A 16,308-nucleotide genomic window follows, 5' to 3' on the forward strand; every position below is an offset into this window, starting at 1 on the left:
GGAGACGACCTTGGACCGGCTCCAGTCCCAGCTGATCGACCCGGCGCTGTCCCAGACCTTCACCGGCGCACCGAAACCCGAACCGGTACTCGTCAGTGTCCACAGCGCGGTGCGGTTCGCACCGTCACTCGTCCGGCCGTTGTCGTACAGCACACCGACGTCAGCGCGGCCGTCACCGTTGAAGTCACCGGAGACGACCTTGGACCGGCTCCAGTCCCAGCTGATCGACCCGGCGCTGTCCCACTTGCGCTGCGGGGCGTCGAAGGCGCTGCCGGTGCTGGTGAACGTCCACCACGCGGTGCGGTTGGCACCGTCGGACTGCTGACCGTTGTCGTAGAGCACACCGACGTCGCTGCGGCCGTCGCCGTCGTGGTCGGAGACGGGCGTCTGCACGGCGTTGGCGGCGATCCAGTCGCCGAGGTCGTCGACGCGGGTGCTGATGGCGCTGCCGGTCGTTCCCTCGGGTGTGTCGACGCCGAAGCACCCCGCCTGGTTGGAGCGGCTGCTGACGGCGACGAGGGCCGGCTCGCCGTCGACGGTGCGGAAGGCCGGGCCGCCCGCGTCGCCCTGGCAGACCGAAGCGCCGTCCTTGCCCGCCAGGGTCAGGTCGGCGCCGTCGACGGCGGTGACGGTGAACGTCCCGGTGTGCTGCTCCAGCGGCGCCCATTCCTGCGCCGTACGGCCGTGGCCGGCCACGGTGAGGTCCTGCCCGGCGGCGGGTGCAGCGCCGGCGACGGCGACCGGGGTCACGCCCGTCACGGGCTGCGCGAGGCGGGCGAGGACGAGGTCGCGTTCGCCGTGCGGCCGGAGTTCCACGACGTTCCGGGTCTGGCTGCCGCCCACGGTCGCGACGGTCTTCAGCCGAGGGGCGCCGGGCGGCACGGTGAGGTCGGCGACCGGGTCCTCGGCGAAGCAACTGGCGGCGGTGAGCAGCCACTCCGAGGAGACCAGGGTGCCCGAGCAGCCTCGCTCGTGGTCGCCGACCAGCAGCCGGGCGGTGAAGCCGTTGCCCGTGCCGCCGGCGGGTTCGCCGACCACCGCACCGGCCGGGGCGGCGGATATGAACAGCAGCGGTGTCACACCGAGCAGCGCCGCGGCCCTGACCGCGGTGGCTCCCCGGGCTGGGCGTCTGGAACGCTGCGGAGGTGACGTGCTGGTGCTGCGAGCCTTCATTGCAGTCCTCAGGTCGGTTCGGCCGAAACGGGTGTGAAGGCTGCGGCCCACCGACTGCTCCCCCAGGAGTCACCGGGCGGAAACCGAACCCTCAGACCTCGGACATTCAAGATCATGTATCGGTGTCCGGTCCACCTCTGAGCGCCCCGCGCAGCGTCCCTGGCGCCCCTGGGGCTCCCAAGGTCTCTGCTAGGACCCCTCAGGTGGACTGCTCACGTCCGGGGCGGTGGTGGGTGTCGCAAGGCCACCGAGGCCGGCGCCCAACTCGCAGACGTCCGGGGCCAGTGCCGTGTCGGTCCCCCGCAGCCGTACGGGGGTGCGACCCTCGGCGTCCTCGGTGAACGCGACCGTGCACACCACCTGCCGCACCGCCAGGTCGTCGAGGTCGCCGAGGGCGATCGGCAGCGTCACCTCCACCCCGCCCTGCCGGGACGGCACGGCCCGGGCGATGCCCTCGAAGGGAAAGTCGGGCAGGCCGTCGGTGAGGCCGGCCTCCCGCTCGTTCTCCAGCGGCCCGACGAAGAGCTCCGAAACCGTCCGGGGCGTCGACACGCCCGGCGGTTCGGACGTGTCGACGGCCTCGTCCAGGAAACGGACGACGGGCATCAGCCGCCCGTCGTCGGACCGGAAGAAGAGGACCATCCCGGTGGTCGGATACGGGCGGATCTGGGCCGCGGCGGGGCTGCCCGCCGCGATGACATCCGTCTCCGGGACACCGCAGCCGCCGAGCAGCAGCGCGGCCAGGGCGCAGAGGGCAGGGCGGGCCGGGCGGCGTCGTCGTCTCATGCCGTCGCCTCCCCCGTGCCCAGCGGCATCTCCACGGTGAAGACGGCGCCGGTTCCGTCGGGCCCGTTCGCGGCGCGGACGGTGCCGCCGTGCAGCCTGACGTTCTCCAGGGTGATGGCCAGGCCCAGGCCGCTGCCGGCCGAGCGGGTGCGTGCCGCGTCGGCCTTGTAGAAGCGGTCGAAGATGTGCGGCAGCACCTCCGGCCGGATGCCCGGCCCCCGGTCGGCGACCTCGGTGACCAGCCATGCCGTACCGTCCGCTCCGGCGGCGGTGCGCAGCCGTACGCTGACCGGACCGCCGCCGTGCCGCAGCGCGTTGCCGACCAGGTTGGCGACGACGATGTCGAAGCGTCGCGGATCGAGCCGGGCGCGGATTCCCTCCGGCAGGTCCACGCTGACCCGGTCGGTCCAGCGCCGGTGCGCCAGCGTCTTGCGTATGGTCTCCGCGGCGTCGACCTCGTCGGTGTTCAGCTCGGCGGCGCGGGCGTCGAAACGGGAGATCTCCATCAGGTCCTCGACCAGCACCGCGAGCTTCCCGGTCTCGGTGCTGATCAGCCGGACCGCACGCGCGGTGTCGGAGTCGAGACGGTCCGCGCCCTCGTCGAGGATCTCGGTGACGGCGAGCATCCCCGCGAGCGGGGTGCGCAGTTCGTGCGAGACGTCGGAGGCGAAGCGACGGGCCCGCGCCTCCGCCTGCCGCAGTTCGTTCACGGAGCGCTCGAGACCGCCCGCGGACTCGTTGAACGTCCTTGCCAGGTCGGCGAGTTCGTCGCTGCCCCGGACCTCGATACGGGTGTCGAGGCGGCCGCTGCCCATGGAACGGGCGGCCTTGCGCAGCTCACGGACCGGGCGCAGCACGCTGCGCGCGGCGATCAGCGCGGGCACGAGGGCGACCGCGAGCCCCGGCAGCGCGCCGTCCCTGGCGGCGACGACGAGCGCCTCCACGTTGGCCTGTTCCTCGGACATGGGCATCACGGCGAACAGGACCAGCCCGGTCGGCACGACCCTGTTCCGCCCGGCGTTCTCCCCGGTGTTCTCCCCGGCCTCGAACACGACCGGCATACCGATGGTCAGATACGGCACCCCGTCCTTGACGACCCGCTGGAAGCTGCCGTGCGGATCGGAGTGGGCCCGGCGGCGCAGTTCGGGCGTGATCACCGTGGACGTGGGGCTGGTCGCGGAGGAGAGGCGGACCGAGCCGTACTCGGCGTAGACGTACCACGGGTGCGGCCGGCCGTTGCGCGCGATGCCGCGCAGGGCGAACTCCAGGTCGGGCCTGCTCACGGGCAGCAGGACGTCGAGCTCGCGCACCTGGGCGCGGAAGGAGGCGACCGCGGTGTCCTGTGCCGTCCCCAGGACCGCGTTGCGGGCCTCACGGAAGGTGAGAGCGGCGGTCGTCCCCGCACCGACGGCGGCCACCAGCAGAAACGCCAGGACGAGGCGGGTCCGCAGGCCGAAGGGTCGGCGCCGCTCACGGGTGGTCCCGTCATGCCGCACCGGTCCGCGCGGCCGCGAGGGCCGGAGCCTCACAGCGGTCCGAAGCGGTAGCCGAAGCCCCGCAGGGTCTGTATGTAGCGCGGGCTCCCCGGGACATCCTCGATCTTGTTGCGCAGCCGCCGCACGCACGCGTCCACGAGCCGGGCGTCGCCGTGGTAGCTGTGCTCCCACACGTGCTCCAGCAACTGCTGGCGGCTGAAGACCTGTTCGGGTGCGGCGGACAGGTGCAGGAGCAGTTTCATCTCGGACGGCGCGAGGGCGAGGCGTTCGCCGTTCCTGGCCACGCTGAGCCCCGACCGGTCGATGGCCAGCTCGCCGTGGAACTCGACGGCGGGCCGCCCGCCGCCGGGCTCCTCGACCCGGCGCAGCACGGCCCGGATGCGGGCCTCGATGACCTCGGTGCGGGCGGGTTTGACGATGTAGTCGTCCGCACCTGCCTCCAGACCGATGACGACGTCGAAGTCGTCACCGCGGGCGGTGAGCATGATGATGGGCAGCTGGCTGTCCTCCCGCACCCTGCGGCAGACCTGCACGCCGTTCATGCCGGGCAGCATCAGGTCGAGCAGCAGCAGGTCGGGCCGGAACTCGCGCAGGGCGGCGAGCCCGGCCTCGCCGGTGGAGGCGGTCCGCACCTCGTGGCCGCGGCGGCGCAGTCCCAGTTCCACGCCCTCGCGCACGGAGGGGTCGTCTTCGATGAGCAGTACCCGAGGCATGTGCACAGTATCCAGAGGGTCGGTGGCGGTCCGGAGCGGAGCGGGGTTCATGAGCGGCGGCGCAGCCGTGCGACGGCCCCGGTGACGAGGGTGTCGATCTCGGTGAGCCGCAGCGGCCGGGCGAGCAGGACGAACCCGGCGGCGATCGCCGCCGCCCCGGCCCCGGCCGACGCGACGGCCCCGCCGGGCTCGGCCCAGCGGGCGGCGCCGTACCCGAGGGCCGTCGCCGGCACGGCGGCGACGAGCAGCCTCGCCTGCGCGGCGAGGGCACGCGCAGGGGCGCGAGGAGACCGCACCGCAGCCGGGCGGGCCGCCTCCGCCGCATGGTCCGCCGCCGAGCGGGCCGCCTCCACCGGGCGGGCCGCCTCCGGCGCGCGGGCGCCCGCTGCCGGACCGGCGCCCCGTGCCGCCAGACGGCGGTGCAGGACCAGGGCCGTGACCGCCCAGCCCGCCCACAGCGCCAGCGAGTACCCGCCGGCCATGCCCGTCACCGCCCAGCGGGCGGGCAGCAGCGCATACGCCACCAGCGACAGGCCCGCGTTGAGGCCCGCGATCATCAGGTTGAGGAGGAACGGCGTCCGGGTGTCGGACAGCGCGTAGAACGTGCGGGAGAGGACGTACTGCCCGCTGAACGCGATCAGTCCGGGCGCGAACGCCATCAGCGTGCCCGCCATCACGGCGACGGCCGCCTCGTCCGTCTCGCCGTACCGGAAGACGAGCGTCAGCGCGGGCTGCGCGAGGGTGAAGAGCACGCACGCCGCGGGAACGACGGCCGCCGCACTGCTGCGCAGCGCGTACGACACGTCCCGCCGTACCGCGGCGGTGTCCGCGTCTGCGGCCGACGCGGACATCCGGGGCAGCAGCGCGGTCATCAGCGACACCGTGATGATCCCGTGCGGCACGGCCCACAGCAGATAGGCGTTGTTGTAGGCGCTGAACCCGGCACCGCCGTCGATGCCGGCCGCCTTCGCGTGCAGGCCCGCCGCCGTCGCCAGCCGGGTCGTCACCCAGTACGCGACCTGGTTGGTGAGCACCAGCAGCACCAGCCAGCCGGCGTTCCGCAGCGGCCGGGTGAGCCCGCTGCCGCGCCAGTCGAAGCGGGGACGGTAGCGGAAGCGGGCCGCACGCAGCACGGGCAGCAGGGCGAGGGCCTGGACGACGATGCCCGCCGTGGTACCCCAGCCGAGCAGCGCGGTCTCGGCGGCGTCGAGCGGGCCGCCGTCGCCGGTGGCGAAGGTCGCGAGACAGACGCCGAAGACGGCGATGACGACGACGTTGTTCAGGACGGGCGTCCACATCATCGCGCCGAAGCGGCCACGGGCGTTGAGCACCTGGCCGAGCAGCGTGAACAGCCCGAGGAAGAAGATCTGCGGCAGACAGTAGCGGGCGAAGGCGACCGTCATCGCGGTCTGGCCGGGCGGGTAGTCGGTGTACGCATCCACGATCGCAGGCGCCGCCCACACCGCGCCCGCGGTCAGCACCAGCAGCGCGAGCCCGCAGACGGTGAGCAGCCGGTCGGTGTACGCGGCACCGCCGTCCTCGTGCTCCTTCGCGGCCCTGACCAGCTCGGGCACGAAGACGGCGTTGAGCGCACCGCCGATCAGGAGCATGTAGACGATCGTGGGCAGGGAGTTGCCGACGGCGTACCCGTCGGCGACCATCCCCACGCCGATCGCGGCGGCGACGACGGCGGACCGCACGAACCCGGTCGCCCGGGACACCACCGACCCGGCGGCCATGACGGCGCCGCTGCGCAGCACGGACGGTCCCCGGGACGCACCGGATATGCCGGATGCCCCGGACGTCCCGGTCGCGCTGTGCGCCGCCGTCACCGGCGCGCCAGATACGTCTGGAACGCTCGGTACAGCGCATGGTTGGCCGGGCCGTCCAACGGTCTCTCCCACTCCCCCAGGGTCTCGACGACCTCCCCGCCGGTCCCGAGCTTCCAGCGCAGCAGCCCGTACGGGCGGTCGCCGGGGTCGAGGGTGGAGGGTACCCCACGCATGTCGTAGACCTCGGCGCCCAGCGCCTGGGCGTCACGCAGCATCCGCCACTGCAGCAGGTTGGAGGGCCTGACCTCGCGGCGGTGGTCGGCGGAGGCACCGGTCTGGTACCAGACCCGGCGGCCCACCCGGATCATGGTGTGGGCGGCGAGGGTCTCGCCGTCGTGACGGGCGAGGTAGAGCTTCATCCGGCCCGGCTCCTCCGCGTTGAGGGCCGCGTACTGGCGCTCGTAGTACGCGAGGGGACGGCCGAGCCGGAAGCCGTCCCGTTCCTCCGTGATGCTCAGCAGCCGGTAGAACTCGGGCAGATCGGATGCGCTGCCGACGACCACCTCCACCCCGGACCTCTGGGCGCGCCGCACATTGCGCCGCCACTCCTGGTTGAGCCCCGCCCACAGGTCGTCCGGGGTACGGCCGGTGAGCGGTATCCGGAAGACGTGCCGCGGCTGCGCGTCCCCGTCCTCCTCGCCGCCGCACCGTCTCCAGCCGCGCGCCCGCAGCCGCTCTGCGACGGCCGTGCCCAGCGGGTCCACCTCGCTCGCGAGGACGTCCGCGAGCCGCCGCCCCGGACCGGTCGCCGACTTGACCCGGCCCGCGCTCCAGCGGCGGTACGCGGGCGAGGGCCCGATCCGCACCGCGAACGCGCCCGCCGCGCGCAGATACCGCAGCAACGGGGTGAGCCAGCCGTCGAGGCCGGGGTCGGCCCAGTCGGCGACCGGCCCCTCCGGTAGATAGGCGAAGAACTTGCGCGTACCGGGCAGTTGCCGCAGCAGCACCAGCGCCACACCGGACAGACGTCCGGCCTCCGGCTCCGGTCCCCAGCCGACGAGCCGGCCCTGCCAGCCCTTCTTGACCTCCGCCCAGGACGGACACTGCAGGAACGCGGCGCCCAGTGCCGCACCGCCGGAGTCCAGGAACCGGCGGTACGCGGCGGCGGTGATGGGTCCGAGTGGTGTTTCCTGGCCACGGACGGCCGTGACGGGCAGCGCTGACACGGTGTGAGCCTCTCTGTGGGGAACGCCCGGGTCTCCTGGCGACGCCGAGGATGCTCACAGCGGTTCATGACCGCTCCGCGCGGCGGATGTGACCGGACGATGACCGTTCCCCTCCAGTCGCCGTCACATGGCCGCAGCCCCGCTCACCTGCGCTTTCCTGGTCCTACAGTCCCGGTACAGCCACTTCGGCGCCCACGGGACACCCGTGGGGACCACCACTGCCCGTGACGGGGGGAATCCGTTGAACCACATACGTACGCGCACCACGGCGGTCACGGCGCTGCTGCTCCTGCCGCTCGCCGCCTGTTCGTCGTCCGGAACCGGTACGCCGGCCGGCCAAGGCGACGGCGGCGGACCGGGGGCGGCCGAGGACCGTCCGGCGACCGTGACGGTGACGCCCCGCGGCGAGGACGTCCGGGCCGGTGAGCCCGTCAACGTCACCGCGTCCGGCGGCACCCTCACCTCGGTCACCGTCACCGACGCGGACGGCCGCACCCTCGGCGGCGAGCTCGCCGCGGACGGCGCGAGCTGGACCTCACGGCGCAAGGCCGTCCCCGGTGCCTCCTACACGGTCACCGCCGTGACGACCACCGGGGCCGGCCGGAAGGACACGGTGAAGTCCGTGTTCACCACCGCCGAACCCGACCGGGTCAACAAGGTCGACTGGCGCCCCGGCGCGAACACCACCGTCGGCGTCGCCCAGCCGGTCTCCCTCGTCTTCGACCACCCGGTCACCGACAGGGCCGCCGTCGAGCGGCAGTTGAAGCTCACCACCTCGAACCGCACCGAGGGCTCCTGGGCCTGGCTGGAGGACCACTCCGGCCGCGACCGGGTCGACTGGCGGCCCAAGGAGTACTGGAAGCCCGGCACCGAGGTCACGCTGACCGCCGAGCTGAACGGTACGGACTCCGGCGACGGCGGCTGGTTCGTCCGCGACTACACGACCAGGTTCACCATCGGCGCGAGCCGGATCGTCCGGGTCGACCTCGACCGCAAGCAGCTCACACTGGTCCGCGACGGCAAGGAGGTCCGTACGGTCCCGGTCTCCGGCGGCACTCCCGGCGGCGACAAGCGCTCCTGGCGCGGCACCGCCGTGCTGATGGCCAAGGAGGGCACCATCAACATGAACTCCGAGACCGTCGGCCTCGGCGACGCCTACGACAAGATGGTCGACTACTCGATGCGGCTCACCTGGTCGGGCATGTACGCCCACGCGGCCCCCTGGAACGACCGGTGGATGGGCAGGGCCAACAAGAGCTCCGGCTGCATCGGCATGAGCGACGCGGACGCCGCCTGGTTCTACGCCCAGGTCCGCCCCGGCGACCCGTTCGAGATCACGGGCAAGGACACCAAGGGCGTCGTCGCACCGGGCAACGGCTTCGGCGCCTGGAACGTGTCCTGGCCGGACTGGACGGCGCGCAGCGCCCTGCGCTGAACCGGGCCGGTGGCCGGGCGTCATCCACCGGGGCCGGGGCCGCCGACGGTACCGGAGGGCGGCCTCACCGACCTGCCGGGCGGCGTCGTGCCGCCCGGCACGGCTACTTCTTGACCGTGAGCGGCAGCAGCTTCTTGCCCGTGGGGCCGATCTGGATGCTCGTGTCCATCTGAGGACACACCCCGCAGTCGAAGCACGGGGTCCAGCGGCAGTCCTCGACCTCCGTCTCGTCGAGGGCGTCCTGCCAGTCCTCCCAGAGCCAGTCCTTGTCCAGGCCCGAGTCGAGGTGGTCCCAGGGCAGGACCTCCTCGTAGCTGCGCTCACGCGTGGTGTACCAGTCGACGTCCACGCCGAAGGGCTCCAGTGCCTTGTCGGCGCAGGCCATCCAGCGGTCGTAGGAGAAGTGCTCGCGCCAGCCGTCGAAGCGGCCGCCGTCGTCGTAGACGGCGCGGATGACGGCGCCGATGCGTCGGTCGCCGCGGGAGAGGAGGCCCTCGACGATGCCGGGCTTGCCGTCGTGGTAGCGGAAGCCGATCGAGCGGCCGTACTTCTTGTCGCCGCGGATCTTGTCGCGGAGCTTGGCCAGGCGGGCGTCGGTCTCCTCCGAGGAGAGCTGCGGGGCCCACTGGAAGGGGGTGTGCGGCTTGGGGACGAAGCCGCCGATCGACACCGTGCAGCGGATGTCGCCCGAACCCGAGACCTCGCGGCCCTTGGCGATGACGCGGGTGGCCATGTCGGCGATCTGGAGGACGTCCTCGTCGGTCTCGGTGGGCAGGCCGCACATGAAGTACAGCTTCACCTGGCGCCAGCCGTTGCCGTACGCCGTGGCGACCGTGCGGATCAGGTCGTCCTCCGACACCATCTTGTTGATGACCTTGCGGATGCGCTCGGAGCCGCCCTCGGGGGCGAAGGTGAGGCCGGAGCGGCGGCCGTTGCGGGTGAGCTCGTTGGCCAGGTCGATGTTGAAGGCGTCGACGCGGGTGGAGGGCAGCGAGAGGCCGATCTTGTCGTCCGTGTAGCGGTCGGCGAGGCCCTTGGCGATGTCGCCGATCTCCGAGTGGTCCGCGGAGGACAGGGAGAGCAGGCCGACCTCCTCGAAGCCGGTCGCCTGCAGGCCCTTGTCGACCATCTCGCCGATGCCGGTGATCGAGCGCTCGCGCACCGGGCGGGTGATCATGCCGGCCTGGCAGAAGCGGCAGCCGCGGGTGCAGCCGCGGAAGATCTCCACGGACATCCGCTCGTGCACGGTCTCGGCGAGCGGGACGAGCGGCTGCTTCGGGTAGGGCCACTCGTCGAGGTCCATCACCGTGTGCTTGCTGACCCGCCACGGGACGCCCGAGCGGTTCGGCACGACGCGGGCGATACGGCCGTCGGGCAGGTACTCGACGTCGTAGAAGCCGGGAACGTACACCCCGCCGGTCCTGGACAGCCGGAACAGCAGCTCCTCGCGGCCGCCGGGGCGGCCCTCCGCCTTCCAGGCGCGGATGATCGCGGTGACCTCCAGGACCGCCTGCTCGCCGTCGCCGATCACCGCGCAGTCGATGAAGTCGGCGATCGGCTCGGGGTTGAAGGCCGCGTGGCCGCCGGCCATCACGATGGGGTCGTCGGTCCCGCGGTCCTTCGACTCCAGCGGGATGCCCGCCAGGTCGAGTGCGGTCAGCATGTTCGTGTAGCCCAGCTCCGTGGAGAAGGACAGGCCGAGGACGTCGAAGGCCTTGACCGGGCGGTGGCTGTCCACGGTGAACTGCGGGACGTCGTGCTCCCGCATCAGCGCCTCCAGGTCCGGCCAGACGCTGTAGGTGCGCTCGGCGAGGACGCCCTGCTGTTCGTTGAGCACCTCGTAGAGGATCATGACGCCCTGGTTGGGCAGGCCGACCTCGTAGGCGTCCGGGTACATCAGGGCCCAGCGGACGTCGCAGGAGTCCCAGTCCTTGACCGTGGAGTTGAGCTCGCCGCCGACGTACTGGATCGGCTTCTGCACATGCGGGAGCAGAGCTTCGAGCTGCGGAAACACGGAAGACACGGACTCGGTGGCTTCGGCAGGCATCTCGCGGAACCTTCGTGTGATGACTGGGGTCCCCCCGGCCGGGGCCGGAGGCGGGTGACCATCCAGACTAACCCGACCGGCGACGTCCGCCCGAACCGCTCAGAACTCCGGACCGCGCCGCATCCGCTCCCACAGTCCGGGCAGTGCCGCCTCGTCGTCGGCCGCCCGGTGCTCCTCGCGGCCGTACAGCACCCCGTACGTGAAGCCGCTCTCACCGGCGGCGTGCGCCTGGCGGGCCAGCTCGCGCAGCGCCTCGCGGGTCATCACGCTGTCCTGGTGGTCGCCGAGGAGGCCCTGCAGGGACTTCATCGAGCGCACCAGGGCGGCGGCCGGGGCGCCGAGCAGCGGGGTGGCCGCCTCTGCGCTGTAGCGGGTCCGCTTGGCCTCCTTGCGGGCCTCGTGCAGCGCGAGGTCGCGGTCGTGTCCGGGTGGGAGGCCGAGCGCCTGCTCGACCAGGGCGGAGACCCGGCCGAAGTCCTTGCGGACGGCCTTCGCGATCACCTTCTCCGGCTTGGTTCCGGTGGCTGCGGCCGGGTCGCGCAGCGGGGGGTCGGCGAGCAGGGCGTCCAGGGAGGCGAGCAGCGCCAGATACCTTCTGCCGTCCAGTACGGCGATCAGCCGGCGCCGGGAGCCGCCGCTGCGGGCGTGCGACCAGGTGCGCAGGCGGGTGCGGACGGGGCCGGCGAGCAGGGGGCGGGACAGCTCGTCCAGGGCGAGGATGATCCGCTCGGTGAGCACCTCCTGGTCCCGGCCGACGCCCAGCTCCGCGGCCAGCCACTTCAGCTCCGCGCCGATCGGGTCGGTGACGCTCCGGTCGAGGACCTTGCCGAACGAGCGGAACGCACTGCGCAGGCGGCGGGTGGCGACGCGCATCCGGTGCACGGAGTCGGGGACGTCGCGGCGTACCTCGGGGTCCAGTGCGACGAGGGCGTCGCGCTGGGCGCGGACGTAGGCGAGGACGTGGTCGCCGGCGGTGACCGGGGGCGGCGGGGGTGCGGCCTCGAGCCGGGCCTTGCGCTCGGCCTTGCGCTGTTTCCCGGGGAGCGTCCGGGTCAGGGCGTCGGCCAGCTTGGAGGCGGAGCGGGAGCGGCGTACGCCGGCCTTGCGCATCCGTTTGTCGATCTTGTCGAGGAGGGCGGGGTCGCTGTCGTCCGCCAGCTCGACCTCGATCTCGGACCATTGGACGGCGGCGCCGGTCCCGGTGCCGCTGAGGCGTTCGGCGTGTACCGCGTCGACGCTGACCTCGGCGAGGAGGCGTCCGTCGGCGTCCACGAGGTTGTGGATGTCGCGGTCGGTGACCAGGCGGACGACGGGCGTCAGCTCGGCGTCGCGGGCTCGGGAGCGGACGAGGCCGGCGAGGGTGCGGGGGATCTGGTCGGAGAGCGGGGCGCGGATCTCGTCGCGGACGCCGGGGGCGACGGGGAGTTTGAGGTGCCAGCCGGCGTCGGAGCCGCCGGTGCGTCGGCGCAGGGTGACCGAGGACGCGGCGAGGCGTTCGTCGGCGGTGTCGTAGTAGGTGGCGTCCAGGTGGGCGACGCCCTTGTCCACGACGGCCGCGACGCCGGGGACGCCGGTCAGGTCGGGGAGGCCGCTGTCCTTCGACTCGTACTTCCGTTCGATCTCACGCTTGGTGTCCACCATGAGGTGAATCTAGTCGGGTCGGCGGGGTGGGTCACGGGGGTGGCCGTGAGGAATCGGCCAGGGTGGCAGGTCCGGGGTGGCTGCGGGGCTCCGGGGCGGGCCGGTCCCGGGTCGGTCCGGCCCTCGCCTCGTCCCGGGCTCGGTGCCCTGGAGAGGCTGGTTATCGCACCCGGCGGATCCGGCCGCCCCGCCCCGGCCTGGTCCGGCCGGGCCGGACCAGGCCGGGGCGCCTGCTCGGCTGGGTGCCGCCCCGGGTGGCACGACTGCCCGCGGCTTGGGCGGCTCGGCTGCCGCGGCCGACGCGACCGGCGCAGCTGGTGGGCCGGCAGTCGGCGCTGCTGGTGGGGGCGGCCCCGGAGGGCCGATGCACGGCCCTCCGGGCCGGTCGTCGGAGACGCTACGCAGACATGGGGCGTTGGGAGGTGATCGACTGGAGTAGGCCTACCGCTATCCAGACGGCGAACATCGCCGAGCCGCCGTAGGAGACGAAGGGCAGGGGAAGGCCGGTGACGGGCATGATGCCGAGGGTCATGCCGATGTTCTCGAATGTCTGGAAAGCGAACCATGCCACGATGCCCGCCGCGACGATCGTGCTGTACAGGTCGGTGGAGTCCCGGGCGATGCGGCACGCGCGCCAGAGGACCACGCCCAGCAGGAAGATGATGAAGCCGGCGCCGACGAAGCCGAGCTCCTCCCCCGCCACGGTGAACACGAAGTCCGTCTGCTGCTCGGGCACGAACTGGCCCGTGGTCTGCGAGCCGTTGAACAGCCCGGACCCGGTCAGCCCGCCGGATCCGATCGCGATACGGGCCTGGTTGGTGTTGTAGCCGACGCCTGCGGGGTCCAGCTCGGGGTTGGCGAAGGCCGCGAAGCGGTTGATCTGGTACGCGTCGAGCACCCCCAGCTGCCACACCGCGATCGACCCGGCGGCGCCCGCACCGATCAGCCCGAACACCCACCGGTTGGACGCACCGGAGGCGAGCAGCACGCCCAGCACGATCACCACCATGACCATGACCGAGCCGAGGTCGGGCATCAGCATCACGATCAGACACGGCACCACGGCCAGTCCCAGCGCCTGGAGCACGGTCCGGTGGTCGGGGTACGGCTTGTCCCCCGCGTCCACCCGCGCCGCCAGCAGCATCGCCATGCCCAGGATGATCGTGACCTTGACGAACTCCGACGGCTGCAGCGAGAAGCCGCCGGGGAGCTTGATCCACGAGTGCGCGCCGTTGATCGTCGTGCCGAGCGGTGTGAGCACCAGCAGGATCAGGAAGACGGACGCGCCGTACAGGACCGGCACGGCCGTGCGCAGGGTGCGGTGGCCCAGCCAGACCGTGGCGATCATCAGGGCGATACCGATGCCGGTGTTGAGCAGATGGCGCACCAGGAAGTAGTACGGGTCGCCCTGGTTGATGTCGGTGCGGTTGCGGGTCGCGGAGAACACCAGCAGCGCGCCGAGCAGGGACAGGGCGGTGGCCGACAGCAGTATCGGCCAGTCCAGCCGGCGGGCGACCGAGTCACGGGCGAACAGCCGTGTCCACCCGGCGCGCTCGGGCCCGTACCCGGAGACCTGGAAGCTGTTCGCGCCGGTCATGTGCGCACCGTCCGGTTCCGCTCGCGGGCCCGGCCGCCGCGGCCTCCGCGGTTCCGGCCGCGCCCGCCCGTGCCGCCGGCCCGCCTGCGGGTGTCGCGGTTCTCCGACCGCTGCGGCGAGGTGGTGGCGCCCTGGTCCTGCGGGTCGTCCTGCTGCCCGCCGTCCGGGTTGTCCGCGGTCTCCTCGGCGGCCTCCTCCTGCTCGGCCAGCATGTCCTTCACCGGGTCCGACATCTTCGGCGAGGCGATCGTCCCATCGGACTTGACCTTGGGCAGGCCCTGCTGCGGCTGGGGCAGCAGCGCCTTCTTCCTGTCGATCGAGCCGTCCTCCTGGACGCCGTACAGCGCGTTGTAGACATTGCGGACGGCGGGGCCGGAGGCGCCGGAGCCGGTGCCGCCCTGGGAGATCGTCATGACGATCGCGTAGTCCTCGGTGTAGGTGGCGAACCAGGACGTGGTCTGCTTGCCGTAGACCTCCGCGGTACCGGTCTTGGCGTGCATCGGGATCTCGTCCTGGGGCCAGCCGCCGAACCGCCAGGCGGCCGTGCCGCGGGTGGCGACGCCCTCCAGGGCGCTGTCCATCTTCTTCAGCGTGGCCTGGCTTATCGGCAGCTTGCCGTGCGACTCGGGCTTGATCTCGGTGATCTGCCGGCCGTCGGGGCTGATGACCGCCTTGCCGATCGAGGGGTCGTACAGCGTGCCGCCGTTGGAGATGGCGGCGTAGATGGTGGCCATCTGGACGGGGGTGACGAGGGTGTCTCCCTGGCCGATGGAGTAGTTGATGGAGTCACCGGCACGCATCTTGTTGCCCTCGAGGCAGTTCTCGTACGCGATCTTCTCCACGTACGAGCCGTCCTTCTTGCCGGACTTGCACCAGGCGTCCTTGTTGGCCTCCCAGTAGTCCTGCTTCCACTGGCGGTCGGGGACCCGGCCGGTGACCTCGTTGGGCAGATCGATACCGGTCTTCTCGCCGAGGCCGAACTCGTGGGCGGCCTTGTAGAAGTAGTCGTTGGGGTTCTTCGGCTTCATGCCGCCGTCCTTCTGCCACTGCTGGTGGGCGAGGCGGTAGAAGACGGTGTCGCAGGAGACCTCCAGGGCGCGGCCGAGGTCGATGGAGCCGTAGCTCTGGGACTCGAAGTTCTTGAAGACCTGGCCGCCGACGGAGTAGGAGCTGGAGCAGTCGTAGCCGCCGTCGAAGTCGTAGCCCGCCTCGACCGCGGCGGAGGTGGAGACCACCTTGAAGATGGAGCCGGGGGCGGCCTGGCCCTGGATGGCACGGTTGAGCAGCGGGTAGTGGGAGTCCTTGCCGGTGAGCTTCTTGTAGTCCTTGGCGGAGATGCCGCCGACCCAGACGTTCGGGTCGTAGGTGGGGTTGGAGGCCATGGCGACGACACGGCCGGTCTTGGCCTCCATGACGACGATCGCGCCTGCGTCGGCCTCGTACGTGCGGTCGGTGTTGCGGTCCCACTGGGTGCGGGCGACCTTCATCGCCTCGTTGAGCTCGTACTCGGCGATGCGCTGCACCCGGGCGTCCAGGCTGGTGACGAGGTTGGAGCCGGGCTCGGCGGGGTCGGACTCGGCCTGGCCGAGGACGCGGCCGAGGTTGTCGACCTCGTAGCGGGTGACTCCGGCCTTGCCGCGCAGCGCCTGGTCGTACTGGCGCTCCAGTCCGGAGCGGCCGACCATGTCGGAGCGCAGATACGGCGACTCGGTGTCCTGCGCCTTCTGGATCTCCTCGTCGGTCACCGGGGAGAGATAGCCGAGGACCTGGCCGGTGTTGGCGTTGCCCGGGGCGGCGTAGCGGCGCACGGCCTGCGGCTCGGCGGTGATGCCGGGGAAGTCCTCGGCGCGCTCGCGGATCTGCAGGGCCTGCTTGGGGGTGGCCTCGTCGGTGATGGGGATCGGCTGGTAGGGCGAGCCGTTCCAGCAGGGCTGGGGGGTCTTGGCGTCGCACAGCCGGACCTTGTCCATGACCTCCTGGGGGGTCATGCCGAGGACGCCGGCGAGCTTGGTGAGGACCGCCTCGCCGTCGTCCTTCATCTTCAGCAGGTCGGTGCGGGAGGCGGAGACGACCAGCCGGGTCTCGTTGTCCGCGAGGGCCACGCCGCGCGCGTCCAGGATGGAGCCGCGGACGGCGGGCTGGACGACCTGCTGGACGTGGTTGCCGGAGGCTTCCTTGGCGTAGTCGTCGCCCTGGCGGATCTGCAGGTACCACAGCCGGCCGCCGAGGGTGCCGAGGAGGGAGAGGACGAGGATCTGGATCACGATGAGCCGGATCTGGACGCGTGGGGTCCGTCCGGTCTCGGGAATGTTGGTCACTGCGCTGCCTCCCCCTCTCAGTGCAGGTACGCGAGTGCGTGGACGGATGACGCCCCGGGTACGGATGACGTGGCGTGCACGGCCGGTGCGGCGGGCACGGGCGA

Annotated in this window: 11 protein-coding genes; 1 reads left to right on the forward strand and 10 read right to left on the reverse strand. The window is 72.1% G+C overall.

Annotation, left to right across the window (positions count from 1 at the left end; all coding sequences use genetic code 11):
* From V5O46_RS28705 to V5O46_RS28730, 6 genes are all read right to left on the reverse strand, one after another.
* Positions 1-1,173 (reverse strand): trypsin-like serine protease (locus V5O46_RS28705; RefSeq protein WP_332887637.1); only part of this gene is annotated, 1,173 nt, incomplete at its 3' end.
* 189 nt (positions 1,174-1,362) lie between these two features.
* Positions 1,363-1,959: a hypothetical protein gene (locus tag V5O46_RS28710; RefSeq protein WP_332887638.1), complete on the reverse strand. Its 597-nt coding sequence runs from the start codon at positions 1,957-1,959 to the stop codon at positions 1,363-1,365.
* Positions 1,956-3,455 (reverse strand): HAMP domain-containing sensor histidine kinase, encoded by a 1,500-nt coding sequence (locus V5O46_RS28715; protein ID WP_332887639.1) that lies wholly within the window; start codon positions 3,453-3,455, stop codon positions 1,956-1,958. Before V5O46_RS28715 ends, V5O46_RS28710 begins: the two co-directional genes overlap by 4 nt.
* Before the next feature lie 29 nt (positions 3,456-3,484).
* Entirely contained in the window at positions 3,485-4,168 is a 684-nt protein-coding gene (locus V5O46_RS28720) for a response regulator transcription factor (RefSeq protein ID WP_332887640.1), read from the reverse strand.
* Positions 4,169-4,215: 47 nt separating this feature from the next.
* Complete coding sequence (gene murJ / locus V5O46_RS28725; protein ID WP_332887641.1) at positions 4,216-5,928, reverse strand: murein biosynthesis integral membrane protein MurJ; 1,713 nt, start codon at positions 5,926-5,928, stop codon at positions 4,216-4,218.
* Positions 5,929-5,996: 68 nt separating this feature from the next.
* The gene (locus V5O46_RS28730) at positions 5,997-7,166 is read right to left on the reverse strand and encodes a lipid II:glycine glycyltransferase FemX (protein ID WP_408649076.1); all 1,170 of its coding nucleotides are present in this window, start codon (positions 7,164-7,166) and stop codon (positions 5,997-5,999) included.
* Positions 7,167-7,407: 241 nt separating this feature from the next.
* On the opposite strand from V5O46_RS28730, the gene V5O46_RS28735 reads away from it, so the two are divergent.
* Positions 7,408-8,601, forward strand: a complete 1,194-nt coding sequence (locus V5O46_RS28735) for a L,D-transpeptidase (RefSeq protein ID WP_332887642.1) — start codon at positions 7,408-7,410, stop codon at positions 8,599-8,601.
* A 103-nt stretch (positions 8,602-8,704) separates the two neighbouring features.
* Here the strand turns inward: V5O46_RS28735 and V5O46_RS28740 are convergent, their stop codons facing one another.
* The 4 genes from V5O46_RS28740 to mrdA form a co-directional block, all read right to left on the reverse strand.
* Entirely contained in the window at positions 8,705-10,648 is a 1,944-nt protein-coding gene (locus tag V5O46_RS28740) for a TIGR03960 family B12-binding radical SAM protein (protein ID WP_332887643.1), read from the reverse strand.
* Between the two features lie 99 nt (positions 10,649-10,747).
* On the reverse strand, positions 10,748-12,289 hold the full coding sequence (locus V5O46_RS28745; RefSeq protein WP_332887644.1) for a CYTH and CHAD domain-containing protein: 1,542 nt from the start codon (positions 12,287-12,289) through the stop codon (positions 10,748-10,750).
* Between the two features lie 397 nt (positions 12,290-12,686).
* On the reverse strand, positions 12,687-13,886 hold the full coding sequence (rodA, locus tag V5O46_RS28750; protein ID WP_332887645.1) for a rod shape-determining protein RodA: 1,200 nt from the start codon (positions 13,884-13,886) through the stop codon (positions 12,687-12,689).
* Positions 13,883-16,204 (reverse strand): penicillin-binding protein 2, encoded by a 2,322-nt coding sequence (mrdA, locus tag V5O46_RS28755; RefSeq protein ID WP_332887646.1) that lies wholly within the window; start codon positions 16,202-16,204, stop codon positions 13,883-13,885. Before mrdA ends, rodA begins: the two co-directional genes overlap by 4 nt.
* Between the last annotated feature and the right edge of the window lie 104 nt (positions 16,205-16,308).

Origin of the sequence: Streptomyces poriticola (assembly GCF_036689765.1) — a bacterium.
GTDB classification, from domain to species: Bacteria; Actinomycetota; Actinomycetes; order Streptomycetales; family Streptomycetaceae; genus Streptomyces; species Streptomyces poriticola.

Coding starts and splice junctions, on each gene's coding strand:
- V5O46_RS28710 (WP_332887638.1), bottom strand. CDS start 1,959: ATGAGACGACGACGCCGCCCGGCCCGCCCTGCCCTCTGCGCCCTGGCC.
- V5O46_RS28720 (WP_332887640.1), bottom strand. CDS start 4,168: ATGCCTCGGGTACTGCTCATCGAAGACGACCCCTCCGTGCGCGAGGGC.
- V5O46_RS28740 (WP_332887643.1), bottom strand. CDS start 10,648: ATGCCTGCCGAAGCCACCGAGTCCGTGTCTTCCGTGTTTCCGCAGCTC.
- V5O46_RS28745 (WP_332887644.1), bottom strand. CDS start 12,289: ATGGTGGACACCAAGCGTGAGATCGAACGGAAGTACGAGTCGAAGGAC.
- rodA (WP_332887645.1), bottom strand. CDS start 13,886: ATGACCGGCGCGAACAGCTTCCAGGTCTCCGGGTACGGGCCCGAGCGC.